21 protein-coding genes and 6 pseudogenes are annotated in these 25,512 nt (G+C 58.3%); 9 read left to right on the plus strand and 18 right to left on the minus strand.

Annotation, left to right across the window (positions count from 1 at the left end):
- Positions 1–90 precede the first annotated feature (90 nt).
- Positions 91–299: pseudogene (locus IFT75_RS21365) on the plus strand (hybrid sensor histidine kinase/response regulator); the annotation flags it as partial.
- Positions 300–386: 87 nt separating this feature from the next.
- On the opposite strand, the gene IFT75_RS01880 reads toward IFT75_RS21365, so the two are convergent.
- Positions 387–611: a DUF6555 family protein gene (locus IFT75_RS01880; protein ID WP_003425025.1), complete on the minus strand. Its 225-nt coding sequence runs from the start codon at positions 609–611 to the stop codon at positions 387–389.
- 222 nt (positions 612–833) lie between these two features.
- On the opposite strand from IFT75_RS01880, the pseudogene IFT75_RS01885 reads away from it, so the two are divergent.
- Positions 834–1,169: pseudogene (locus IFT75_RS01885) on the plus strand (DUF1264 domain-containing protein); the annotation flags it as partial.
- Between the two features lie 125 nt (positions 1,170–1,294).
- Here IFT75_RS01885 and IFT75_RS21560 read toward each other — a convergent pair.
- The gene (locus IFT75_RS21560; RefSeq protein WP_407316741.1) at positions 1,295–2,158 is read right to left on the minus strand and encodes a methyl-accepting chemotaxis protein; all 864 of its coding nucleotides are present in this window, start codon (positions 2,156–2,158) and stop codon (positions 1,295–1,297) included.
- Positions 2,153–2,914: pseudogene (locus IFT75_RS21565) on the minus strand (MCP four helix bundle domain-containing protein); the annotation flags it as partial. The pseudogene IFT75_RS21565 and the gene IFT75_RS21560, both read right to left, overlap by 6 nt.
- A gap of 275 nt (positions 2,915–3,189) precedes the next feature.
- Here IFT75_RS21565 and IFT75_RS01895 point away from each other — a divergent pair.
- A pseudogene (locus IFT75_RS01895) lies at positions 3,190–3,321 on the plus strand (tyrosine-type recombinase/integrase); the annotation flags it as partial.
- Between the two features lie 127 nt (positions 3,322–3,448).
- Here the strand turns inward: IFT75_RS01895 and IFT75_RS01900 are convergent.
- The 13 genes and pseudogenes from IFT75_RS01900 to IFT75_RS01960 form a co-directional block, all read right to left on the minus strand.
- Complete coding sequence (locus IFT75_RS01900) at positions 3,449–4,672, minus strand: tyrosine-type recombinase/integrase (RefSeq protein WP_122743636.1); 1,224 nt, start codon at positions 4,670–4,672, stop codon at positions 3,449–3,451.
- Between the two features lie 707 nt (positions 4,673–5,379).
- Positions 5,380–5,661 carry a hypothetical protein gene (locus IFT75_RS01905; protein ID WP_122476287.1) on the minus strand — a complete coding sequence of 94 codons (282 nt, stop codon included), beginning with the start codon at positions 5,659–5,661 and terminating at the stop codon, positions 5,380–5,382.
- Positions 5,662–5,731: 70 nt separating this feature from the next.
- Entirely contained in the window at positions 5,732–6,718 is a 987-nt protein-coding gene (locus tag IFT75_RS01910; RefSeq protein WP_192052987.1) for a DUF2971 domain-containing protein, read from the minus strand.
- A gap of 50 nt (positions 6,719–6,768) precedes the next feature.
- Positions 6,769–7,017 (minus strand): annotated as a pseudogene (locus IFT75_RS01915) (integrase core domain-containing protein); the annotation flags it as partial.
- Positions 7,018–7,058: 41 nt separating this feature from the next.
- Entirely contained in the window at positions 7,059–7,787 is a 729-nt protein-coding gene (locus tag IFT75_RS01920; RefSeq protein WP_122476282.1) for an amino acid ABC transporter ATP-binding protein, read from the minus strand.
- Entirely contained in the window at positions 7,784–8,470 is a 687-nt protein-coding gene (locus tag IFT75_RS01925) for an amino acid ABC transporter permease (RefSeq protein ID WP_122476280.1), read from the minus strand. Before IFT75_RS01925 ends, IFT75_RS01920 begins: the two co-directional genes overlap by 4 nt.
- Before the next feature lie 3 nt (positions 8,471–8,473).
- Complete coding sequence (locus IFT75_RS01930; RefSeq protein WP_192052989.1) at positions 8,474–9,202, minus strand: amino acid ABC transporter permease; 729 nt, start codon at positions 9,200–9,202, stop codon at positions 8,474–8,476.
- A gap of 98 nt (positions 9,203–9,300) precedes the next feature.
- The gene (locus IFT75_RS01935) at positions 9,301–10,200 is read right to left on the minus strand and encodes a transporter substrate-binding domain-containing protein (protein WP_192052991.1); all 900 of its coding nucleotides are present in this window, start codon (positions 10,198–10,200) and stop codon (positions 9,301–9,303) included.
- A 52-nt stretch (positions 10,201–10,252) separates the two neighbouring features.
- The gene (locus tag IFT75_RS01940) at positions 10,253–11,455 is read right to left on the minus strand and encodes a pyridoxal phosphate-dependent aminotransferase (protein WP_192052994.1); all 1,203 of its coding nucleotides are present in this window, start codon (positions 11,453–11,455) and stop codon (positions 10,253–10,255) included.
- 214 nt (positions 11,456–11,669) lie between these two features.
- A complete protein-coding gene (locus IFT75_RS01945; RefSeq protein ID WP_122476272.1) occupies positions 11,670–12,611 on the minus strand; it encodes a LysR family transcriptional regulator in 942 nt (313 codons plus the stop codon).
- A gap of 69 nt (positions 12,612–12,680) precedes the next feature.
- Positions 12,681–14,210 (minus strand): tripartite tricarboxylate transporter permease, encoded by a 1,530-nt coding sequence (locus IFT75_RS01950; protein WP_122476270.1) that lies wholly within the window; start codon positions 14,208–14,210, stop codon positions 12,681–12,683.
- Entirely contained in the window at positions 14,207–14,740 is a 534-nt protein-coding gene (locus IFT75_RS01955) for a tripartite tricarboxylate transporter TctB family protein (protein ID WP_122476268.1), read from the minus strand. Before IFT75_RS01955 ends, IFT75_RS01950 begins: the two co-directional genes overlap by 4 nt.
- A 52-nt stretch (positions 14,741–14,792) precedes the next feature.
- Entirely contained in the window at positions 14,793–15,809 is a 1,017-nt protein-coding gene (locus IFT75_RS01960; RefSeq protein WP_192052996.1) for a Bug family tripartite tricarboxylate transporter substrate binding protein, read from the minus strand.
- 398 nt (positions 15,810–16,207) lie between these two features.
- Between IFT75_RS01960 and IFT75_RS01965 the strand changes: the two genes are divergently transcribed.
- From IFT75_RS01965 to IFT75_RS21575, 6 genes and pseudogenes are all read left to right on the plus strand, one after another.
- Positions 16,208–17,164, plus strand: a complete 957-nt coding sequence (locus tag IFT75_RS01965) for an amidohydrolase family protein (protein ID WP_192052998.1) — start codon at positions 16,208–16,210, stop codon at positions 17,162–17,164.
- Positions 17,161–18,219 carry a 4-hydroxythreonine-4-phosphate dehydrogenase PdxA gene (locus IFT75_RS01970; protein ID WP_185794376.1) on the plus strand — a complete coding sequence of 353 codons (1,059 nt, stop codon included), beginning with the start codon at positions 17,161–17,163 and terminating at the stop codon, positions 18,217–18,219. Before IFT75_RS01965 ends, IFT75_RS01970 begins: the two co-directional genes overlap by 4 nt.
- Positions 18,216–19,391 (plus strand): L-rhamnonate dehydratase, encoded by a 1,176-nt coding sequence (locus IFT75_RS01975; protein ID WP_122476260.1) that lies wholly within the window; start codon positions 18,216–18,218, stop codon positions 19,389–19,391. Before IFT75_RS01970 ends, IFT75_RS01975 begins: the two co-directional genes overlap by 4 nt.
- Positions 19,392–19,444: 53 nt before the next feature.
- Entirely contained in the window at positions 19,445–20,440 is a 996-nt protein-coding gene (araD1, locus tag IFT75_RS01980; protein ID WP_192053000.1) for an AraD1 family protein, read from the plus strand.
- Between the two features lie 142 nt (positions 20,441–20,582).
- Positions 20,583–21,707: pseudogene (locus IFT75_RS21570) on the plus strand (cache domain-containing protein); the annotation flags it as partial.
- 15 nt (positions 21,708–21,722) lie between these two features.
- Positions 21,723–22,565: a methyl-accepting chemotaxis protein gene (locus IFT75_RS21575; protein WP_446730962.1), complete on the plus strand. Its 843-nt coding sequence runs from the start codon at positions 21,723–21,725 to the stop codon at positions 22,563–22,565.
- Between the two features lie 63 nt (positions 22,566–22,628).
- Here the strand turns inward: IFT75_RS21575 and IFT75_RS01990 are convergent, their stop codons facing one another.
- Together IFT75_RS01990 and pobA are read right to left on the minus strand one after the other, a co-directional pair.
- Positions 22,629–24,191: a sensor domain-containing diguanylate cyclase gene (locus IFT75_RS01990; protein WP_244652670.1), complete on the minus strand. Its 1,563-nt coding sequence runs from the start codon at positions 24,189–24,191 to the stop codon at positions 22,629–22,631.
- Positions 24,192–24,260: 69 nt separating this feature from the next.
- Positions 24,261–25,445 (minus strand): 4-hydroxybenzoate 3-monooxygenase, encoded by a 1,185-nt coding sequence (gene pobA / locus IFT75_RS01995; RefSeq protein ID WP_192053006.1) that lies wholly within the window; start codon positions 25,443–25,445, stop codon positions 24,261–24,263.
- Positions 25,446–25,512 lie beyond the last annotated feature (67 nt).

Here is a 25,512-nt window from a genome sequence, read left to right on the forward strand (position 1 = left end):
CGCGATAGCCTCGACAGGGTGTTTCGAGCGTCCGTCTACACCAAACGGGCTGGTACAAGATGTGTTCGGCAGACGCTTACGACCTGATCAATTCCTGGTGGAATGAAAGGCGTGACGCTGGCCCGGGAAGCCAAGCGCTTTTACCCCACTCCAAAGGTGTCGCTGAAAACTGGTTATTCCGAAAACTCGCTAGAGCCTACGGATGCGGGGGGATTTTGATGTTATCCAAATCTTACGTGCCCATCGATCTGGCTAAGAAGGTGAGGCAAGTGCTGGAGGGGCCCAACGGGGTCAGATGACTATTCGTTCTTGTTCAGTGCAGCCGTCAAAGCCCGCCAGCTTGCTCTAATGGTGCATTGATACACCATGCGAGACTGAGCTGACTACTAAGCGTGCGACCACTGCACCTGGACAATACCGTGCCGCTTGGCGAGTGGCTTGCTAACGATCTGGACCCTGTCTCGGCGATATTTCGGGATCTGCGCTACCCCCGAATCCACTGCAGCCCAGTGCCAGGCCTCAGCATTGCTCATGATTTCCGCGCTGACGTAAAAGCTCTTGTCGGCACCATTGTGCACGTACTCGATTCGATAATGAGCGGAGTGTGGCATGGGCAATTCCTTTCCCGGAATGTGACGAAGTTCCCTTATTCGGAAAATCCCCAAGTTCCTAAGTTCCGTCTCTTTGAATCACCTCACCAGCTCCGGCAATGGCGGCATAGTGTTTAGTCCACACTGAGGCCTAAAGGCAAGTGGCGAATCCCCGATCTGTTATCAACCAATCTTCAGGCCATGAAGCTCAATTGCTGTGGAGTCACTCAGATTGCTGACCGGGTGGAGCGACTGGCTCATACCCATGGCAAGACGTGGCACACCTGGCACACCGATCAAGACAAAACACTTCCCCTAGGTGTTCCACAACTGATGATGGGGTTCACAGCTGACGGCCAGGCTGATCCCGCAATGCAGCAACAACGCAACCAACGCTTGGGAATCGTCAAGTCGGCAATCAAAGCTCAACGAGCCGATATTCAGATCCCCAAAGCAGATCCAGGTGCGGATGGATGGCAGCATGGGAAGACAATTCAGATCAACGATCCTACGGGACATCTTCACGGGCCCGCAACGTCACCCACCCCACAAAACACAAACAGCCGATCAACCCAATAGCCAATAGACTGTGCAATCCCTGCAGGCTCACGCTCAGGGAGGACGGTATATCGCCAAGGCACAGTCGACAGTCTAGGTCCGATATCCAAGGACATCGGACGAGTCCGCTGACGTACGTGAATACCTTAAACCTTGAAACGATTGACCAGCTGATTCAGACTAACCGCAAGCTTCGACATCTCGTTGCAAGCGCTTGCAGTCTGGCTTGCACCTGCAGAACTTTGGGAGGCCAGCTCGCGAATGCTAACCAGATTGCGATCGACTTCCCGGGCGACGTGCGCCTGTTCTTCCGAAGCGGTGGCGATGAGAATGTTACGCTCGTTGATGCCCGTAATAGCTGTCGCGATCTGGTCAAGCGAACTGCTGGCATCGCCTGCGACGCTTAGGGATTCTGCAGCCAGTTCTCTGCTGGTGGCCATCGCCTTCACGGCCTGGTCAGAATCGTTCTGAATGGCCTGAATCATCTGCTCAATTTCTTGCGTAGACACTTGCGTGCGGTGAGCGAGGGCTCGAACTTCGTCAGCAACGACTGCGAAGCCTCGGCCTTGTTCACCCGCCCTAGCGGCCTCGATCGCGGCATTGAGCGCAAGCAGATTGGTCTGCTCAGCAATGGCTCTGATCACCTCAACCACTTTGGAAATGTTCTGTGCACGATTGGACAAGCCAGTGATCTGCTCGCTGGTGTCGCGCACGTTGCTCGACAGCTTTTCGATGGACTTAAGCGTCTGCGATACACGCTCCAAACCAACCTCCGTATAGCCCTGACCTTTCCTGGACTCTTCGGAAGCTGATTCGGCATTGCGTGCTACCTCGTCCACTGCAGCGCTCATCTCGGTGACAGCAGTTGCAGCCTGATTTACTTCATCATTCTGCGACACCAGGCCAAGGCTGGATTGCTCAGTCACCGCGGTCATTTCTTCCGAGGCGGCAGCCAGTTGGGATGAGGAGTCAGCGATCTGCATGATCGTGCTTCGAAGGTTCTGCTGCATCGTGGCCAACGCGCTCAAAAGCCTGCCTGCCTCGTCGGTACCGCTTACCTCAACCTCCTTCGTCAGATCGCTTGAGGCAATGCGTTCGGCGACGCTAAGGGCGCTCCCGATGGGCGACGTAATCGTTTTGGTTAGAAGAGTTGCCAAACAAAGAGTCAGGAGCGCGACGAAGATAATCAGGCCGATGACGATGTAAAGACCTGAATCATAAACTTGCGTCGCTTGAACACCGGCAAGCGCAGCGCCTTTGTTATTGAATTGTGTTAATTCCTCGACCTGAGTTTCCATTTGGTTCGTGAGGGGACGTATACCGGTAGCGACGAGTTTGACAATCGAAGCGGTGTCGCCTGCCTTCAACAAAGGTTCCAGCAGATCCAGTTGGCTTGCGTAATCGTCGTAGGACTTTTTCACGGCCAAGAACAACTGTCGCTCCTGGTCACTCGCAATGAGGGTCTCATAGTTATAGACCGCATCCTTCATGGCTTTCCGGTAGGCAGGAAATTTGACGATGGTCTGCTGAACGGTTTGAGGATCGGCAACGGCCCGCTGGGTCTCCAACCGGACGCGAAGGACGGTGGAGTTCATCATCGCGGTTTGCCGAATACTGGGTAGCCAATTCAGTTCGACATCCTTTTCCGTATCGCGAAGCTTGCCCATCTGCAGTATGGCGATGACGCCCAAGACCACGACCAGCAAAATGATGGCCGAAAAAAACAAGGTGGCGCGTGGAGCGAGGTTTATATTTCTGAGCCGCATAGGACTTCCCACTGCAAGATGGCCAGAGGCCTGGTCTTGAAGCTATCGGCTAGAAATCGTGAAGGATTATGGCTGTTCGTCAGCTCGTTGACACCACGTCCCCCGGCGGCGCATGCGTACCATTGTCGGTTATGGCCGTTACTTACCAATGTAAGAAATACGTTATCACCAATTATTACCGTTTGTCGGTTTCGGAAACAGCGGGAGCATCTGGCGTTGCTTTCGTGACTGAAAGCACGGCAGATGATCGAAGGCGATCCAACAATGAGAAGCTCATGCAGGAACTGACAAAATCCCAGCAGAATGATCAACTCCGACTCACGTCGGTCGAATTCCAGACGCTGGCGCAAGTTCCGGCCGCGGTCGAGTGGTTTGCCAACCTCGACAACCCTCGCACACGGCGCGCTTAAGCGTCTGCTTTTGGCCGATAGAAGCTTGTCGCTAATGACTGCACTGATTCGGCCGCTTGTCGGGCAGCCTATACCTCTCGAAAGGGCTTGGATCAAGACAAAAAAAGAAAGCAGATCTCTAGGCCTATGGCCCGGAGGTCTGCGTCTTGTCTGCCTTTATCGAACATCCGTATTCCGCCCATTCCTCCATCATTGCACGACGCTTCTCAAAAAGATCGGTTCTGAAGTACGCCGCTTCCGCCTTGTCCTGCCGATTATGCGCCAATGCCTGCTCACAGACCTCGCGAGGATAACTCGTCGCCTCCGCTGACCAGTCCCTGAACGTCGAGCGGAATCCATGGATAGTGAGGTCTCCACGTTCCAGATACCGTAGCCCCATCAGCATAGCCATATTCGAGAGATGCTTCCCTTTCTGGGTACTGGGGAATACGTAAGGGTTGTCTTTGATCTTTATCAAGCTGCGCAACACGTCACATGCCGCCTGACTCAAGGGAATCCGGTGCTCCTTGCCAGCCTTCATGCGATGAGCTGGAATTTTCCAAACCGCATTCTTCAGATCAATTTCATCCCACGTTGCTGCTAAGCACTCATTTGTTCGGCAAGCCGTCAAAATGGTCAGCAACATCGCTCTGTAGCTGGGCTCGTTCCTATCCTTGATGCGGCTGATGAAGCCTGGCAGTTCGCGCCATGGCAAAGCAGGATGATGTACTACCGCTTTCACCTTTGAACGAGGCGGAAGAAGCTTGTCCAAATGCCCGCGCCAGCGTGCTGGATTTTCGCCGTCTCGGAGTCGTCTTGCCTTCGCTGCATCAAGCACCATCTCCATTCGGTTACGAACCCTTGACGCAGTTTCAGGCTTGGTGTGCCAGATAGGGGTAAGGATCCTCAAGATTTGCTCAGTTGTGACCTCTTCCGTTGGCGTATCCCCGATCACCGGAAAGGCATAGGTGGTCAGCGTATTCAGCCATTGCTGAATGTGCTTTGCATTCTTCCATCCCGCTTTATGTGCCGCTATATAGTCTTCCGCTACCGTTCTGAAGCTGATAGCGCGTGCCTGCCGAGCTTCCTCGGCAAGTCGCGATGCTTTGCGTTCTGCATCCCTGCTGACCAGCGGATCGATCTCTTGGCTAAGCATTTTCCGATGTTCGGCCGCAGCTTCTCGCGCTTTCTTCAGCGTGATCGTAGGAAAACCGCCTAGGCCCATTTCCCGTCGTTTACCAGCGAGTTGGTACCTCAGGACCCAGTATTTCTTCCCGGTCGGTTTGACGACCATTCTGAGACCTTCGCCATCTTCGTAGGTCCCCGAGGTCGTCAGGTTTTCGATTTGCTTCGGGTTGAGTTTACCCATGACGTTGTACCCACACTCCTACAGGCCGGGGGATCGTTCCCCCATTTGTTCCCACATTTCTAGATGGATGCAGCAATATCTTACGGGACGTCTTCGGACGGTATGATAGGCTGAGAGGCCCGATTTACCTAGCCTCCTCGGACGTTTTGGGACGAAATAGGATGAGCCGATGGCGGACTTCTTCACCGCCATATTCGATACGTCAAAACCCCCGGAGCGTCCAGCGCTTCGGGGGTTTTTGGTTTCTGGACAAGTAGTCATCCGTTGGGCTGTACACTGCTTTCAATCAAATTCAGGATTCGTTGGTTGGCAACGGTACGTCGTTGTCCGCTCATCCAACACCTCTAGGTAGCGATCATTTTCGCTGAAAAGGTGGCCGGTCTGGTAGACCACTACATAGAGTCCGATACCGTCATCGCGAGCTCATAGCGGCGCGCCGTCTGTAGGATGGTTTCCACCTAGTCCGTGGTCGCCGTAGCGCGGTCGCGGATTTCTGGTGGGATGAGGCCGGCATCCATCTGCTGCTCGATTCGCGCGCAGACTGCTATGCCTTCAGCCCCGGTGTCGGATGATATGGAAAATGGGCGGTCGAGCATCTTTTTGCGCTCGATGGTGAATTTCCATCGGTCATCGCGTATGCGCTTGTTAACAATGCTGAATGCATTGGGTGATTGATATCTTTTTATACCCTAGCAGCCCTCAGCGACCTAAAACAGCCTTTTGGTGAAGTGATCGGCCGGGATGCTCGTGGCGCGGCTGGCGAGGAGTATTGCAGTGTGCTGAGCGTCACTCAGCGGGCCGTCGTCCATGTCGTACTTGTGCAAATACCGGTCGGCCATCTGTCGCAGGGCCAGGTGAATAACTCCTGTCCTGCTAAGGCCGGTAAGCTTGGAGAGCAGATCCAGCGTGTAGCCACTCACGCCTGCTCGTGTGTCCTGCTTGAGTAGCGGCACCGCGATACTGTCCACGCTTTTTGGCTGTTCGGTCATGGGATTACTCCGCTCGGGCGATGGGCTTGAATCAAGGGGCATGCTGCACGTTATTAACGCATAAAAAGAATCAGATTCTTTGATTCTCAGAAGCTGGCTGCACTGGCGAATACACCAAAGGTGGTACTTCATATTCGGTGTATTCGATCTTGAACTCGTCTTTACTAATTCGAGCTTCATAAAAAGTTGCATTAGGGTTGTGTTGTATAGTTGCGGCTATTATTAATACCCTTCGATACTTAGGCATCTTTTCGCCGAACGTAACACACTTAATTGAATCTGGCATTATCCGCACCTTACCTTGACTGCCGGTCCTGATTCTCACTTCACGCTCATTTGCCCATAATGTAGCTTTGGTATTGAACATAGTCAGGCTTTGTATATGATTCCATCTCTCCTTCCAGTAGCCTTTTCGTCTGCGAACTTCATAGATTGCATCGATTGGCTCCGGATGGTCCTGATATGTAACAAGTGCAGTACTGATATTTTGCATTTGCTTTAGTTTTAGTGGGTCGTAGGTTATCCTGATACCTCGCAAGCCATCCCCATAATGACTCCAAAGGCTTATGTCCTCTTGGTTCCTACGAACCTGATTAAGCCTTTGTTGGTCAGTATTAATAGTAATGTCATTAGCCACTTCATCGATCTTAGGAGCACTTAGAGCGCAGAAATAACCGTAGTTCTTTGTGTTATCTACAACTGAGCGCTCAAAACTTTTTTTGTGTTCTTCTCTTTTTCTGTCTATATAATCAGTGGGGTTTTTCTGATATTCCTTGAGTTCTGCTTGTATCGCTGTATGCTCACAATCTATATTTGTATCATCAGTACAAAAAGCAAACTCCGAATACAATATTTGATCTAGGGTTAGCCCTGGATCATACTTATAACTTAAACCCCCTTCGAACGGATCATTCAGGCTACGAAGCGATGCAAACCACAAATAGCTTTCTGCAATCATTTCCAGAGTGCTATCACTGTAAGGCTTGAATTTGTGTATTAGATCCAAATTATCTAGCACAGAGTTATCTGCGTCATGAAATCCTATATTTGTATCCATCTAAACCTCTATGGTTTTAATCAATTGGCTCAATGTCATTTTGTAGCGGATCAACTGATCCCGGACACTGCGTTAAGTTTTTTCTCGACAACGGCAGATGCCAAGCCCTCATTGAACTGATGCGGTCGTCGCCAGTTGTACCGTTTCATCAGGAAACGACAGATATCTTGTTTAGCCAACGCAGCGCTCATGTAGCCCACCGTCGATATCCATTCGCTTTTTAGACTGTGAAATACCCGCTCCATCGGCGCATTATCATGGCAGTTGCCGCGCCGACTCACGCTCTGTGTCCAGCGGTATCACCCTATGGGCCGGCCCAGCAGGCGCACCATCCCCGCACTCAATGCTGCAAGATCTTCGACAGAAAGCTGCGAGCACGATCGGAGCGGGGCGCGCTGAAGAACTCTTCGGATTTCACGTCCTCGATGATTTCGCCGCCGTCCATGAACACGATGCGGTCGGCGACCTTGCGGGCGAACCCCATCTCGTGGGTAACGCACATCATGGTCATGCCTTCGCCTGCCAGCTCCACCATCACATCCAGCACTTCGTTGACCATTTCCGGGTCCAGCGCCGAGGTGGGTTCATCGAACAACATGGCGATGGGGTCCATGGCCAGGGCGCGGGCAATGGCGACTCGTTGCTGTTGGCCACCGGACAGCTGAATGGGGTACTTGTGCGCATGGGCCTTGAGGCCCACGCGCTCCAGAAGTGCCGTGCTCTTGCTGGTGGCGGTGGTGACATCGCGCTTGAGCACCTTGATCTGCGCCAGGTTGAGGTTCTCCACGATAGTCAGGTGCGGGAATAGCTCGAAATGCTGGAAGACCATGCCCACTCGGGCACGCAGTTTCGGCAGGTCGACACCGCGGCCGGTGACCGGTTGGCCGTCAATCGAGATCTGTCCTTCCTGCACCGGCTCCAAACCGTTCACGCACTTGATCAGGGTGCTCTTGCCCGAGCCGGACGGCCCGCACACCACCATCACCTCGCCGCGCGACAGCTGGGTCGTGCAGTCTTTCAGGACCTGAAAGTCGCCGTACCACTTGCTCAGGTTTTTCATCTGGATCATGCGGTTCTCTCCGTGCTTCTTTTCAGGCGTTTACTGAGCCGCGACAGCAGGTAGCAGATCACCAGGTACACCAGGGCCACGAACAGGTACAACTCCACCAGGCGTCCGTCGCGCTGGGCGAATTTGCTGGCGGCGCCGGTGAAGTCCGCGATGGACAGCACGTACACCAGCGAGGTGTCCTGAAACAGGATGATGGTCTGGGTCAGCAGCAACGGCAGCATGCGCCGCAGTGCTTGCGGCAGGATCACGTAAAGCATCGCTTGCGACGGGCGCAGGCCCAGGGCCTGGGCTGCTTGCTTCTGGCCGCCGGAGATACTCTGGATGCCGCCGCGGATGATTTCGCTGTAGTAGGCCGCCTCGAACATGCAGAACGTCACGAAGGCAGTCACCACCGGGCCTATCTGCACGGGGCGTTCGGTGTGGAAGGTCATCTGCAGCAGCAGCGGCATCAGAAAGTAGAACCAGAAGATCACCAGCACCAGCGGAATGCTGCGCATGACCGTGACGTAGCCCAGGGCGAAGCCGCGCATCACGCGGTTGCCGGATAAGCGCATCAGTGCCAGCAGGGTGCCGACCACGATGCCCACCGACATCGCCACAAGCGTCAGCAACAAGGTGAACTTCAGGCCGTTCCACAGTGCGGGCATGGCTCGCACGATGACACTGGGGTCTAGATCGAACATGACTTACCTCGTCGCGCCGCGAACGGCCAGGGAGCTTTCGATACGACCCATGACGAACGTCATCAGCAGTGAAATGGCCACGTAGATCACCGTTGCCGCGGTAAAGGCTTCAAAGGTATTGAACGAGTATTCGCTGACGTTACGCGCCTGCGCGGTCAGCTCCATCAAGCCGATGGTCAGCGCTACCGAAGAGTTTTTCAGGGTGTTGAGTGCCTCGGACGTCAGCGGCGGGAACACCACGCGGATCGCCTGCGGCAGCAGTACGTTCAGGTACATCTGGGTGGGCCGCAAGCCGAGGGCCAGGGCTGCGCCGCGCTGGCCGTAGGCAACCGACTCGATGCCCGCCTTGAACAGCTCGGAAAGCTTGGCCGAGGTGAACAGGGTCAGGGCCACGACGGCACTGAAGAAAGACGGGTAGGGCAGGTCTTGCTTGAGGTAGTCGCCCCAGGAGAGGGGTAGCAGTTCGGGGACCACGAAGAAGCAGATGAACATCTGCACCAGCAGCGGGATGTTGCGAAACACCTCGGTATACAGGTTGCCCAGCCATACCAGCGGGCGCACCGTACTGGTACGCAGGGTACCGACCGTGCCGCCAATCAGAAACGCCAGGGTGAACGCGAGGAGGGTGGTCGCCAGGGTCCAGCTCGTGCCGGTGACCAACCAATGCAAATACGAGGCGGATTCTCCGGGAGCAAAATCCCAGAACACGCTCCAGTTCCAGTTGTAATCCATGCCAACACCAACGTTCAGGGAGAAGCACTGCATGCAGCCAGGCGCGCAGCGGCGCGGCGTATGTGCGCCGCGTCACTGCCTGGCGTGAAGGGGGCGGGTCAGACGCCGGTGTCGTTCGGGTTGGCGATGGCTTGCTTCAATGCATCGCTCATTGGCAGGTTGATCGTGGCGTTTTTCGGCGGGATCGGCTGCTGGAACCAGGTCGGGTACAGCGTATCGATCACACCGGTGCTGTACAGGTTGCGCAGCACATCGTCGGCGAAGGTCTTGAATTGAGGGTCGTTCTTGCGGATGCCGATGGCGTAGGGTTCGGCCGACATCGGCTCAGGCAGCAAGGCGTAGGCGTCCGGACTGCGGCTTTGCGCGATGGTTGCCATCAGTTGCACGTCGTCGTTGATATAGGCCACGGCGCGGCCGGTTTCCAGCATCAGGAAGGCTTCGCCGCCGTCCTTGGCGTTGAGGATTTTCAAGCCCAGCTGTTTTTCGCGGTCCAGGTTCTTCGTGATCCACTCGCCGCTGCCACCGGTGATCACGACCACCGACTTACCTTTCAGATCGGCCACGCTGTTGATGCCAGCGGTTTTCTTCACGGCGTATTTGGCGCTGGCGATGTAGCTGGTCAGCAGGAAACCGATCTGCTTCTGACGCTCGACGGTGTTGGTGGTAACGCCGCACTCCATGTCGATGGTGCCATTGATCAGCAGCGGGGTACGGGTGGCCGCAACGACCGATACGTACTCGGTCTTGAGGTTGGGCTCACCAACCTTGACCTTGATCTGGTCGACGATTTTCTTGCACAGCTCGATGCTGTAGCCGATAGGCTGCTGGGCGTCGTTGAGATAGGAGAAAGGCAGCGACGCATCGCGGTAGCCCAGCGTGACAGTGCCCACTTCCTTGATTTTTTTCAGTGTACCGGTCAGTTCTTCAGCCTGCGCAGCGCTGGCGCCCAGGCAAACCGCGATAACCAAGGCAAGCAGCTGTTTCTTTTGATCGAGCATGTAGATCTCCGATGTTGTTATGGCAGCTTTGGCACAACGAAAAGCGATAGCGTCAGCGCAGGGCTGAAAGCGCTTCGCGAATGGCAACGACAGCTTTGGTTATCTGTTCGCGTGAAGTGGCAAATGACAGTCGGAAGTACCCTGGCATGCCAAACGCCGCGCCCGGCACGACCGCGACACCGGCGTGATCGAGCAGGTAGGCCGACAGTGCTACGTCGTCCTCGAGCACCTGGCCTTGCGCCGTGGTGCGGCCGAACAACTGGCTGCATTCCGGAAAAGCGTAGAACGCACCGGCCGGCGCGCTCAGGCGCAGGCCCGGGCATTGGCTCAGGCCGTCTACCAGCAGCTTGCCGCGCTGGGCGTATTCCCTGGCGCAACTGCTGACGAAATCCTGCGGGCCTTCGAGCGCTGCGCGGGACGCTTCCTGACTGATGGCGCTCGCGCCAGACGTGCTTTGTGACTGGATCTTGCTGATGGCGGCGATCAGACCTTTGGGCCCTGCGCCGTAGCCGATACGCCAGCCCGTCATGGCGTAGGCCTTGGCCACGCCGTTGATCAGCAGGGTGCGTTCGCGCAGGTGCGGGCAGGCGCTGGCGAATGACACGAAAGGCTGGTCGGCGAGCAGCACGTGCTCGTAGATTTCATCGGACATCACCAGCACATTGGGGAAGTCCTCCAGCACCTTGCCCAGTGCCTGCAACTCGGCTTCAGAGTAGATCGCCCCGCAGGGGTTGGACGGCGAGTTGAGAATCAGCCAGCGACTCTTGTCGTTCAACGCACTTTGCAGGGCCTGCGGCGTGAGCTTGAAGCCCGCATCGATGCCACAGGGAATGACCCGCACCACGCCGCCGTTCAAGGTGACGATGTCTGAGTACGACACCCAATAGGGCGCGGGTATGACCACTTCGTCGCCGGGTTCCAGGGTTGCAACGAAGGTGTTGTAGATCACCTGCTTGGCGCCGTTGCCGACGGTGATTTCGTCAACGCTATAAGCCAGGCCGTTGTCGCGCTGAAACTTGGCGACGATGGCCTTGCGCAAGGGCAGGGTGCCCTGCGGTGCGGTATAGCGAGTGTGCCCGTCGAGCATCGCCTGATGCGCGGCCTCGATGATATGCGCAGGGGTGTCGAAGTCGGGTTCGCCCAGGCTCATGTCGACGATGTCGCGACCTTCGCTGGACAACTGCTTGGCACGCATGGAGATGACCATGCTGGGGGACGAGGAGATTTGGCGGACGCGTTCGCTTTCAAAATTCATGAAAAACAGCCTTCCTTTGGTCGTGCGCCAGGGCCTTAAAGACATCCTGTCGTTCTAGTTGTAGGACGTAGTATGACACGGGCGGCGCCCTCTGCAATCGCTCAAATACCTAAAAGTTCAGTGCGTTGAAAAGGGCGTTGCGAACGTCACGCGAAGCTCTCGAACGTTTAACTTGCGCGGTCTATTCATCAGTGTGCTTGATTCTTCTCGCCGCTCATTTGACCAACGCGTGCTCCGCGCGCACCGAGTTCATGAACGCCTGCATCGCTGACGATTGGATGCGATGGCGTCGGGTGATGAGCCCGAACGGTGGCAGGCGTGCTTCGAACTTGATTGGCAACACCGCCAGCAGATGTCGTCCGGGATAGTCCTCGACCACCGACACCGGGGTGACGCCGAGCATGTCGGTCTGCTGTACCAAGGACAGCAAGGTCATGATCGAGGTGGTTTCGACGATGCTGCTGGGGATGTCCACGCGCGCGTTGTGAAACACCTGATTGATGATCGAGCGCATCGGGCTGGGGTGTTGTTGCAACACCCAGGTCATGTTCTGCAACTCGGCCCAACTCAGCTGTTTCTCCTTGGACAAAGGATGTTGTGCGCCGGCGATCACGCACAGGGCTTCCTCACCCAGGCTGTCGAACAACAGTTCTTCGGCCCTGGCGCCGGCCGGAATCCGCCCCAGCACGATGTCCAGTTGATCCTGCAACAGCGCCTGCACCAGCACGTCGCTGGTGTCGACCTGAATGCTCATCGACAGGCGAGGGTGGCTTTGTTTCAAGGTGGCGATGGTGCGGGTCAACAAGCCCGAGGCCAGTGCCGGAATCGCACCCACGGCAACCCGGCCGAGGTTGCCGGATTCCAGCGCCACCAGTTCCTCGCGCATGCCGCTCAATTCAGCGAAGACCATGCGCGCGTAGTAAGTGACGGTTTCGCCGAACGGCGTAGGGCGCATGCCGCGTGGCAGGCGCTCGAAGAGTTCGACACCGAGCAGATCCTCGGCCTCGTGCAGCATCTTGGTCGCGGCGGGTTGGGTCATGCCGATATGATCGGCGGCGCGGCGCAATGAACCGAATTCCTGCAGCGTCAGCATCAACCGCAGTTGGCGCAGGCGCAGGCGGCCGTGGATCACGTTGGCATCAGGAATTCGGGTCATGGGCCGGGCTCGCGAAAATGAACTGCGGCAAGCCTGACAACAAATGCCAGGCGTTGCCAGCATGGCGTGTCACAGCACTGATTTTGCCTTCGGCAATTGGGATTTGCGCAGGCCCAGCACGGTTTGCAGCGCTTTGGAGATCAGCGGCCAGAACAGCATCAGCAGAGCCGCCGTGGTCAAGCCGCCCACCAACGGGTTGGACCAGAAGATGCCGATGTGACCGTCCGAGAACAGCATCGACTGCCGGAACGCATCTTCCGCCTTGTCGCCCAACACCGCTGCCAGCACCAGCGGCGCAATCGGGTAGCCCAGCTTCTTGAACAGGTAACCCAGGGCGCCGAAGCCCAGCATCAACACCACGTCGAAGAACGAGTTGTGCACCGAGTACGCGCCGATGGCGCAGACCATGATGATGATCGGCGCGATGATCGAGAACGGAATGCGCAGGATCGAAGCGAACAGCGGCACGGTGGCCAGCACCACGATCAGACTCACCACGTTGCCCAGGTACATGCTCGCAATCAGCCCCCAGACAAAGTCATGCTGCTCGACGAACAATGTCGGCCCGGGGTGCAGGCCCCAGATCATCAGGCCACCGAGCATCACTGCCGCGGTTGCCGAGCCGGGAATGCCCAGGGTCAGCATCGGCAGCAGCGCGCTGGTGCCTGCCGCGTGGTCGGCGGTTTCCGGGGCGATCACGCCTTCGAGTTCACCCTTGCCGAAGTTCTCGCGGTTTTTCGAGAAGCGCCGCGCCAGGCTGTAGCTCATGAACGAGGCCGCCGTCGGCCCGCCCGGGGTGATGCCCATCCAGCAACCTACCAGGGTGCTGCGCACGATCGTCCACCAGTACCGCGGCAGCTTGGCCCAGGTGCGCAGGATGACCATCGGTGTGATACGCGCATGCTCACCGCGAAACACCAGGCCTTCCTCGACGGTGCAGAGAATCTCGCCGATGCCGAACAGGCCGATCACCGCCACTTCGAAACTGATCCCGGTCATCAGGATCGGTTGGTCGAACGTCAGGCGCAGGTTGCCGGACACCGTGTCCATGCCGACGGCTGCCATGGCGAAGCCGATCATCATGGCGACCACGGTTTTCAGGGGTGGATTCTTGCTCATGCCGATGAACGTGCAGAACGCCAGCAGATACACCGCAAAGAACTCCGGCGAACTGAAGGACATGGCGAACTCGGCGATGCGTGTCGACAGGAACGTCAGCAGCAGGACACCGGCAAGGGCACCGATCAGCGCCGAGCTGAAGGCGGCGGTCAATGCTTCTGCCGCACGGCCTTCGCGGGCCATCGGGTAGCCGTCGAAGGTGGTCGCCACCGATGACGGCTCGCCGGGTATGTTGAACAGAATCGAGGTGATCGAGCCGCCGAACAGCGCACCCCAGTACATGCACGACAGCAGAATGATCGCCGACACCGGCGACATGGTGAATGTCAGCGGCAACAACAACGCCACGCCGTTGGGCGCGCCGAGACCGGGCAACACCCCCACCAGAATACCCAGCAGCACGCCGATCACCATCAGGCCGATGTGGCCCGGGGTCAGGATCAGGTTCATGCCCTGCAACAAGGAATCGAATTCGCTCATTTGAAATATCTCACGGTCTGGGCAATCCATTCGCCCAATGGACCGCCATCCAGCGGGACCTTGAACCACAGCGCAAAGATCAGGTAGCTGGCAAGCACTGCGCCGAGGGAGATGCCTGCGATCTTCCATTTGCTGTAGGGCGTGGCGCGTGCCTTGTCACTCCACATGAACCAGGCAATGAAGCAGGCCGATGACACATAGATGCCCACCAGCGGCATCGCGCCGACGAACAGGGCAATCGGGATGAACACCGACAACACCTGGCCAAAGGCGCTGCGGCTGACGAACGCAATGCTCAGCGCTTTCCAGCGCACCAGGGTCAACACGCCGTTGCCCAGGCTGGCGGCGCTGAGCAGCAGGCCAATGTAGAAAGGGAAGTAACCCGGCTCGGGGCCGGAGTCGCCCCAGCCGATACCCTGTTCGACGCTGCCGAACATCACCACCACGCCTATCAGCGTGGTGAAGAGAGTCAGGCCAAGTTCGACCCAGCGGGTGCCGACCAGCGCAGGTGAATCCGAAGAATGGGACATGAAACACCTCCAGCAGATGACGGCCGTCCTTAGGCGGACGGCCGCAGGCGACTCAGTTTTTCAGCCAGCCGGCTTCCTTGAACACCGGTGTCACGCGGGCGGTGTCTTTTTCGATGTAGGCGGTCAGCGGCTCGCCTTCGAGGAAGGTCGGTACCAATGCGTTCTGCTTGACGTAGGCCTTGAACTCCGGCGTCTCGGTGACCTTGCGCATCAGTTCGACATAGAACGCGCGCTGTTCGGCAGTGACGTCGCCTGGCATGAACACGGTGCGCGGGAAGCGATATTGATCGATGCCCAGGCCTTGTTCGTAACAGGTCGGCACGTCGGCCCAGGATTTGTCGCCGGCCACTTTGTCGGTGTAGGTCATGCGCTCTTTACTGAACACGCACAGCGGCTCGATCTGGTCGCCGCGCCATTGGCTGATGCTTTCGCTGGGGTTGTTGACGTTGGCGGCGATATGCTTGCCGGCCAGTTGGGTCGCGGCTTCGCTGCCACTCTTGAAAGGGATGTAGACCAGCTTGCTGTTGTTGGTCTGGTTGAGCAGCAAGGTCAATGTCTGGTCGACATCCTTGGATTGACTGCCGCCCATGCGCATTTTCGCAGGGTCGGCCTGGGCCGCCTGGTAGAAGCCTTTCGCGTCTTTCCATGGCGCGTCCTTGTAGCTCCACAGAATGAAGTCATCCTCGGCGACGGCCGCCACGGGCGTCAGTTCCTGCCATTGGTAACCGAGCTTGGCCACCAGCGGCAGCAGGTAGATGTTGTTGGTGCCGATCACCAGTTTTTCCGGATCGCCCTTGTTCATCTTCAGGTCGAGAAACGCTTCGGCGCCATTGCCGCCACCCTTGTTGAGGACGATGGTGTTGACGTCGAGCAGCTTGTGCGTGGAGATGATCGACTGAATCAGGCGGCCCAACTGGTCGGTGCCGCCCCCGGGCCCACCCGCGACGACGATTTCGACATTCTTGTCCGGTTGCCAGGCCGCCGTGGCGAGCGCCGGAAGAGCGCCGGCAGCAACCAGGGAGCAGCCGAGAATGAGAAGGGATGTACGACGGACGAATGCATTTCGCATGGAAAGAGCCTCGTTTTCTTGTAGTTGTTATAAGTGACTTGTCTGAGCGGTCGAACCGCAAGCCTGGAGTGAGTGTGGGAAGGTGCAAGCTCCGCGTCTAGTCAAAACAATACATACACCGATAACCAGGGGTTATAGCTAGCTTGGTTCAAAGCCGCACAGCAGGGTGTAAATGCCGGTCCAGAGCCATTTCATAAGAAAGTCCAGTTCGCTGCAACTCATCCGCAGACACGCGAAAACCCCGTTGAGATAACTCCAGGCTATCGCTCTATTCCAAGTTTTGATTGGACGGTTATCGGGGAGCCTTCGATAGTGCTCGCCAATGCCGTGTTTTGCGGTGGGCTGCACCCAGAAGAACGATCAATCAGAAGAACAATAAATCACCAATGAGGTGCGCCATGGCCGAGCTGTGGAACGGTCCGATCATCGATGCCCATCATCATTTCTGGGATCCTTCGATCAATCCCCATCCGTGGCTGGCAGCCGATGCCAGTGTCGCGTTCCGCTATGGCGATTACAGCGCGATCAAACGCAGCTACCTGCCCGACGATTACCTCGCCGATACCGGTACTCACCAGGTCGTGCAGACGGTGTACATCGAATCGGAATGGGACCCGCAGGACCCGGTGGGCGAAACCCGCTTCGTCGAACAACTCGCCCGCCGCTACGGTTTGCCCAATGCAATCGTCGCGCAAGCCTGGCTGGATCATCCCGAGGCCGCCGCCGTACTGGCCGAGCAAGCCTCCTACAAATGCGTGCGCAGCGTGCGCCACAAGCCTGGAGGCCCGACCACAAGGGCGCAGGTCGGGCACGTCCGCAGCCTGATGAGCGACGAGCGCTGGCGGCGCAGTTATGCCGTGCTGCAAGGGCTGGGCTTGCATTTCGACCTGCAGACACCGTGGTGGAATCTGCATGAGGCGGAATGGCTGGCGCGGGATTTTCCGGGCACCACGCTGATTCTCAACCATGCCGGCTTGCCCAATGATCGCAGCGCCGAAGGCCTCGCCGCCTGGCGGCTGGCCATGGCGCGGCTGGCCGAGTGGCCGAACGTGCAGGTGAAGGTGTCAGGCCTCGGCCAGCTGCGCCAGGCATGGCGGGCCAAGGACAACGCCTGGATCGTGCGCGAGGTGATCGCGATGTTCGGCACCCACCGCGTGATGTTCGCCAGCAATTTTCCGGTGGACAGCCTCTGTGGCTCGTTCGATGTCATCTACAACGGATTCAAATCCATCGTTGCCGATCTGCCATTGGCCGATCAGGAACGTTTGTTCTACAGCAATGCGCAGCGCGTCTATCGCTGCGAGCCGGGCACCCTAGACCGGACACGGCCTGAACCCTTGAGGAGTGAAGCATGAACAAGACATCCATCGCCATGGTCCTTGGCGACCCGGCGGGCATCGGCCCGGAACTGATCGCACGGCTGCTCGCCGAGCCCTCGGTGCGCAGCCAGGCCAACGTGATCCTGATCGCCGACGAAGCGGAAATGCAGCGCGGCATGCGCATCGCCGGAATGGAGTTTCCCTACCGCCGCGTGGAGTCGCTGGAGCAGTTGTCGTTCGCCGATGACACGCCGCTGTTGTATGACTTTCGCGGCGACACCGTGGGCGAATTTGCCCGCAGTGAAGCCAGTGTCATCGGCGGTCGCTACAGCCTCGACACCCTTGAACAGGCGTTGCGCTTGACCGAAGCCGGCACTACCAATGCCGTGCTGTTCGGCCCGTTGAACAAGACCTCGCTGCACATGGCCGGCATGGCCCACAGCGATGAGCTGCATTGGTTCGCCGAGTTGCTGGGCTTCGATGGGCCGTTCTGCGAATTCAACGTGCTCGACAACCTGTGGACCTCGCGCGTGACCTCGCACGTTGCCCTGGCCGACGTGCCGGGCCTGCTCTCGCAGACCAGGGTGATCGAAGCGATTCAGCTGATCGACACCGCGCTCAAGCGCAGTGGCCTGGCAAAACCGCGCATCGGCGTCTGTGGGCTGAACCCACACAACGGCGACAACGGCTCGTTTGGCCGCGAGGAGCTGGACATCATCGGCCCGGCAGTGCGTTCGGCGCAGGCCATGGGTATTGCCGCGGAAGGCCCGTATCCGGGCGATACGATTTTCCTCAAGGTCCAGGGCGATGCCAGTGCCTTCGACGCAGTGGTCACGATGTACCACGACCAAGGGCAGATCGCGATCAAGCTGATGGGCTTCTCCCGCGGCGTAACGGTGCAGGGCGGCTTGCCGATCCCGATCACCACCCCGGCCCACGGCACCGCGTTCGATATTGCCGGGCAGGGCAAAGCCAATGTCGGCGCCATTCGCCAAGCGTTCGAAATTGCCTGCCGGATGGGCGGGCAACAGCTACTGAACACGACTCGACAATTACAAGAAACCGGCAGCGCAAGGAACCTGAATCCATGAAAATCAAAGCCATCCGTACCCGCGTTTTCGAGTGGAAAGGCAAAGTCGTTCCGCCCCAGGCGCACTTCTGCACCAACGCCAGTGACATTCTGTTCGAGCGCGGCGACGCCATGGGCTCGTTCCGTTTCCACGGCTGGCTGGTGGTGGAAGTGGAGACCGACACCGGTCTGGTCGGCATCGGTAACTGCGCCCTGGCGCCACGTGTGGCCAAGGAAATCATCGACACCTATCTGGCGCCGATCGCCATAGGTGAAGACCCGTTCGACAACGAGTACATCTGGCAGAAAATGTACCGCCAGAGCCACGCCTGGGGCCGCAAGGGCATCGGCATGGCGGCGATCTCGGCAATCGACATCGCGATCTGGGACATCATGGGCAAGGCGGTCAACAAACCGGTGTTCAAACTGCTGGGTGGCCGTACCAAGGAAAAGATCTGGACCTACGCCTCCAAGCTCTACGCCAATGACAACCTCGACCTGTTTCTCGAAGAGGCTCAGGGCTATTTGAACCAGGGCTTCACCGCGCTGAAAATGCGTTTCGGCTATGGCCCGAAAGACGGCCCGGCCGGCATGCGCAAGAACATCGAACAAGTGCGCGCCCTGCGTGAGCTGGCCGGCCCCGACGTCGACATCATGCTCGAGTGCTACATGGGCTGGACCCTGGAATACGCCCGTCGCATGCTGCCCAAGCTCGCCGAGTTCGAACCGCGCTGGCTCGAAGAGCCGGTCATTGCCGACGACATCGAAGGCTACATCGAGCTGAAGAAGATGGGCATCATGCCGATCTCCGGCGGTGAGCACGAATTCACTTCCTACGGTTTCAAGGACTTGCTCGAACGCCGTGCGATCGACGTGATCCAGTACGACACCAACCGTGTCGGTGGCATCACCGCTGCCCGCAAGATCAACGCCATGGCCGAAGCCTGGTCGGTGCCCGTCATCCCGCACGCCGGGCAAATGCACAACTATCACCTGACCATGTCGACCACGGCGTCGCCGATGGCCGAGTTCTTCCCGGTGTTCGATGTCGAGGTCGGCAATGAACTCTTCTATTACGTGTTCAAGGGCGAGCCACAACCGGTCAACGGCTACATTCAGCTCGACGACAATACCCCGGGTCTGGGCCTGGAAATCTCCGATGAATACCTGAGCGACTTCAACATCATCGAGTGACCCTTTGGCGCCGCTTGCGGGCGGCGCCAACCATGACGTTCCGGAGGCCACACATGCGTCTGATTCAATTCGAAAACACCGACGGGGGACGCCAGGTTGGCGTTGTCGAGGGCGCCCACGTCCAGGTGGTCAATGATACCCGCACGACCCGCGAGCTCGCTCTTGCGGCCATTCGCGGTCACCACGGCCTGGCCGATGAAGTGGCCGCCCGTGGCACGCGACCGGGTCCGGACTATGCGCAGTTGTTGCAAGAGCGCCGCTTATTGCCGCCGCTCGATCACGAAGACCCTGCGCATTGCCTGATCAGCGGCACCGGCCTGACTCACCTGGGCAGCGCTTCGGCGCGCGACAAGATGCACCAGCACGAGGGCGCCGTCGAAGCCGGCATGACCGACACCATGCGCATCTTCAAATGGGGCCTGGAAGGCGGCAAACCGGCACAGGGCCAAGCCGGCGCGCAACCGGAATGGTTCTACAAGGGTGACGGCAGCATCGTCGTGCGGCCGGGGGCCGATTTCCCTGTTCCACCCTTCGCCGAAGATGCCGGCGAAGAACCGGAACTTACCGGGCTGTATTTGATTGGTGAGGATGGCCAGCCGTACCGCGTCGGCTATGCCCTGGGCAACGAGTTCTCCGACCATGTCATGGAGCGGCGCAACTACCTCTACCTTGCCCATTCCAAATTACGCTTCTGCGCCTACGGTCCGGAACTGCGCGTCGGTGCGTTGCCACTGCATCTGGCCGGTACCAGCCGCATCATTCGCAATGGCGAAACGCTCTGGGAAAAGGAGTTTCTCAGCGGCGAAGACAACATGTGCCACAGTCTCGCCAACCTTGAATTCCATCACTTCAAATACGCGCAGTTCCTGCGCCCGGGCGATGTCCACGTGCATTACTTCGGCACCGCGACACTGTCATTCGCCGACGGCGTGAAAACCCAGCCGGGTGATCGCTTCCAGATCAGCCTCGATGCGTTTGGCGCACCCCTGGAAAACGGCATCGGCGAAAGCGCCGAGCCACTGGCGATCGGTCAGGTGAACGCGCTCTGATCGCACTGTATAAGCATGCCGTGCACGCCCCTGATTAACCGAGATTTTCGCGTTTTATCAGGGCTTGCACTCATGCGACAAAGTTCCGCGCCGATAAGGTTATACAAGATCAATAACTCCACACCTTGCGGATGCGCCCCTCATGCTGCACACCATTCAAACTCGCTATACCGCTACTTTCGTAGGCTTCGTTCTGCTCGTCGCGGTGCTGACGGCGATAGGGGTCAATTACTTCATCACGCCCAGCCTCACAAGCACCGATGAACGCAAGTTGGTCACTGAGGCAGGGGAGATCAGTGCCGTCATCAAGCGCGAGTTGGCACGGGTGCAGGCGCAGCAGCGGGTGATTACCGAGACGGTTGCGCAACTGGACAGCGACAGTATCGACCGCCTGCTGCCCAGCATGGTCAACCAGTACGGCGAGTCGAAGGTATTCGGCGGAGGTATCTGGCCGCTTCCCGACAAACGTACCGTGGGCCGGGCCAAGCACAGTACGTTCTATCACCGCGATGCCAGCGGCAAGTTGATAGTCAACACGCACTGGAACTCGCCTGAATCGAAAAACTACTTCGAGCAGTCCTGGTACCTCGGTGGGCTCAAGGCCCCTGCGGGGCAGTGCAACTGGGCCTCGGCCTACCAGGACGATGCCAGCCCGGAGCCGCGCACCAACTGCGCGATGGCCATTACCAAGGACGGCGCGGCCTATGGCGTCGCGACCATCGATGTGACATTGGGCTTCTTCAATGAGCTGATCGCGCAGAAAGAGCGCGAGATCAACGCGCAACTGATGATCGTCGAAAGCGACGGCAAAGTCCTGAGCAACCAGCCGGAGATTCCAGGCAACAACGTACTGAAGAATCTCGGCGACCTGGCTGGCCAATACCCCTTTGCGGCAGCACTGCAGGGTTTGCTGAAAAGCCCCGGTGCCACGCGTTCGACGTTTGTCGGCAGCGATGGCAAGGAATACACCTTGTTCCTGATGCCCGTCGAAGGCACGCCGTGGCAGATGGCGGTAGCCCAACCCACTGAAGTACTGACGGCGCAAAGCAGCCATGTGCTCAAGACCCTGGCGATGCTGCAGATCCCGATGGTGGTCATCATGCTGCTGGTCATCGTGTTCGCCCTCAGGCAACTGATGAACCGTCTGGCGGTGCTCAAGACCAACATCGATACGTTGTCGGCCGGTGATGCCGACCTGACCAAGCGCATCGTCATTCGTGCCGAGGACGAAGTCGGCGCAGTGGGTCACTCGATCAACCGCTTCATCGTCTATCTGCAGAAAATGATCAGTGAAGTGTCCGACTCGTCTTCTTTGATTGCCGAGGGTATCGAGCAGCTACGCGGACAGTCGCGGGGCACCAACAGCATTCTGACTCGCCACGCCAATGAAACCGATCAAGCGGTGACGGCCATCACCGAAATGAGCTCTACCGCCGATGACGTCGCCCGCAATGCCGCTCAAACGGCGAGCATGACCCAGGTGGCGAGCGAGAAGGCCCGGCATTCCAAAGTGGTGGTCGAAGATGCCTCGAGCAGTGTCCGCGAACTGATCTCGGAAGTGGAAGACGCCACTACCAAGGTCAGGGCTATGGAACACGATGCCCAGCGTATCAATTCTGTACTGGGGGTGATTGGTGACATTGCCGGGCAGACCAATCTGCTCGCGCTCAACGCTGCGATCGAGGCCGCGCGCGCAGGCGAACAAGGCCGCGGTTTTGCAGTGGTTGCAGATGAAGTGAGGGCCTTGGCAGGGCGTACCCAATCCAGCACCTCGGAAATCAATGAAATGCTCACCCGTCTGCAGCAGGGTGTCAGTGCTGCCGTGGTGGCGATGGAGAGCACCAAGGCGCGCTGTCAGGCCACGGTCGACAAGACATCCAGGGTCAACGAAGGCTTGGATGCGATGACCGAATCGGTTGTGTGCATCAACGACCTCAGCACGCAGATAGCCACCGCAGCTGAAGAGCAGAGCGCCGTCAGTGAAGAGGTCAACCGCAACATGGTAGCGGTGCGGCAGATAGTCGAGGACCTGGTGGCAGGAGGCGCGCAGACCGAGAAGAGCACGTCTGCGCTCGCCGCATCCAATGCCAATCTGATCGCTGTGGTACGACGCTTCAAGGTGTGAGGACGGGCTGGGGCTGCGGTGACGGACGGCAGCCCTCGCTCGGGATAATCCAGGGCAGCTGCCCTAAGTCACCAGGCTGCTAACGTATGAACCGGTTGCTTGCGCACCAGGCAGCTCGTTCGCCTCGACACGGTTTCGGCCTCGGTTTTTGGCGCGATACAGAAGCCTGTCCGCCTCCTTCAGGGCCGCGGTATAGGCGTCGTGTTTGGGTGCGTTGATTGCCACCACGCCCAAGCTGACAGTGACGTTACCCAACGCACTGGCTGAATGCTCGATGCCGGCATTGAAAATGGACAGCCTGACCTTTTCGGCAACGCTGAGCGCGCCGGCAAGATCCGTTTCCGGTAGCAGAATCACGAACTCCTCGCCACCATAACGCGCCGCCAGATCCCCGGCTCGGTGCACCGCACTGCCTATGAGGCTGGCGACTTCCATGAGGCAGTCATCGCCTCGGACATGCCCGTACTGGTCGTTGTATTGCTTGAACCAATCGATGTCCAACAGGATGATCGCCAGGGTCGAGCGATTGCGGCTGGCTCGTGCCCATTCCTGGCGCACGGCAAAGTCGAAGCGACGTCGGTTGGGCAACTGCGTCAGGCTGTCGGTTTGCGCGATGGTTTCCAGTTCGTTCTGGGCGCCTTGCAGCTCGCTTTCCGCCGTTATCAGTTGCTGGATTTGCTTGTACAGCAAGACGCTCAGCCCTATCAAGGCAAGGCAGATCAGGGCAATCAGCCCGGCCGACCGATAGGCATACGCCCACCAGGAGGCGAATACGTGTTGGGAGGAGACACCCGCGGCCGCGACAATCGGCAGGCCGGTGACCCGGCGGTAGGCATAGATCCTTTCCACGCCGTCCACCAAAGACCTGGTCACGGCAATACCGCTGTCGCTCTCGGGCAGATAGCGCGAGAAAATATCGCCCTTGGCAAGGTTGGTGGTCATCAGCGCGGTCAAGGTGGGGCGCCGGGCCAGCAGGTCACCGTTGTTCAGGGCCAGGAAAATAACGCCCTGGTCGTCTACATCCATTCGTTCGAAGAACGTCTGGAAATAGGCAACGGGCACCGTGGCCAATGCCACACCGGCAAAAGTGCCATCAGCGCCATTGATACGTCGGCTGATCGGGATGACCATATCCCCGGTGATGCGACTTTTCACGATGGAGCCGATTCGCGTGGCGGTATCACTGTGATCACGGTGATAGATGAAATAAGGACGATCACCGTTATCGTGGGTTTGAATCTCGGAGAACGAGTTGACGATCCAGTTGCCCTGGGCGTCGAAGATGAAGAGCCCCTGGACAGCCTCGACGTTCGACACGTTTGCCGCCATCAGCTTCGCCAACCGCGCTCGCGCGTCGATCGCAAGCCCGTCGTGCTCTACGCGTTCCACAAGATCACGCAAGGTATTGTCAGCTTGTCGCACCGTATCTTGAGCTTGCTGTTCGGCGGCACGGACGATATTGGAAACTGCAACTTTGGCGGCCGCCAGACGTTCTTCCCGGGACAAACTCATTTGCCACGCAGTTGCCAGACCCAAGGATAGACACACCAATGCAATGAAGCCTATCAGGGCTTTGCTCAGCAACGACGGCGATAGTCTGGCTGGGGTAAAGTCGCTTGGTTTCATAAAAGGCGTCATTGGCTTGGCGGCAAAGCGAGATCAATGCAGTTTCCGTACCGCACTGGAAGCTCGTATTCATTCTATGTCTTCATACGGCAACCCGACGTAGTTCTCGGCGATGGTCTGGCGGCCGGCAGGCGAACCCACGAAGTAGTCCAGTTCGGTCTGCTGCATACGCTGTCCGAAGGCATCGGTATCGGGGAAACGGTGCAACATCGAGGTCATCCACCAAGAGAACCGTTCGGCTTTCCAGACGCGGCGCAGGCAGATGTGCGAGTACTTCTGCAGCAGGTCGGTACGCCCTTCGCGATAGACCTTGAGCAGGATGCGATACAGGGTGCTGACATCGCTGGCCGCCAGGTTCAGGCCTTTGGCTCCCGTGGGCGGGACGATGTGGGCGGCATCGCCGAGTAGAAACAGACGGCCGTATTGCATCGGCTCCACCACGAAACTGCGTAACGGCGCGATACTCTTTTCAATGGACGGGCCGGTCACCAGCCGCTCTGCGACAGGCGCGGGCAGGCGCAGTTTGAGTTCGTCCCAGAAGCGCTGATCGGACCAGTCCTCGACCTTTTCCTCTGCTCCTACCTGCAGGTAGTAACGGGTGCGCGTTGCCGAACGCATGCTGCACAAGGCGAAGCCACGCTCATGGTTGGCGTAGATCAATTCGTGGTTGACCGGCGGTGTGTCGGCCAGGATACCCAGCCATCCGAAGGGGTAGGTGCGTTCGAAGAAGCTCAGGGCCTCTGCCGGGATCGCTTGCCGCGACACGCCATGAAAGCCATCGCAGCCGGCGATGTACTCGCAGTCCAGGCGAACCGTCTCGCCGTTGTGCTGGAAGGTCAGGTACGGGCTGTCGCTGTTCATGTCATGGGGCTGAACCTGGTCGGCCTCGTAGACCGTCAGCGCGCCGGCGGCGGCCCGGGCCTGCATCAGGTCGCGGGTGACTTCGGTCTGGCCGTAGACCATCACCGTTTTGCCGCCGGTCAGTGCGCTGAGGTCGATGCGTTCACTGCGTCCATCGAACGCCAGTTCGAACCCATCGTGCACCAGACCCTCGGCGTCCATACGCGCGCTGACCGAGGCTTCGCGCAGCAGGTCGACGGTGCCTTGCTCGAGCACACCGGCACGAATCCGCGAGAGGATGTAGTCGGGGTCCTTGCGTTCGACGATGACGTTGTCGATACCCGCACGATGCAACAGTTGGCCGAGCAGAAGGCCGGACGGACCGGCACCGATAATAGCGACTTGAGTTTTCATGTGAGCAGCCTTGTGAGGTGCGACTGCGGGCGTGACCCCTTGCAGTGCATTTTTATTGTTGTCCCCT

Origin of the sequence: Pseudomonas sp. CFBP 8758 (genome assembly GCF_014841725.1) — a bacterium.
Lineage (GTDB): Bacteria > Pseudomonadota > Gammaproteobacteria > Pseudomonadales > Pseudomonadaceae > Aquipseudomonas > Aquipseudomonas baltica.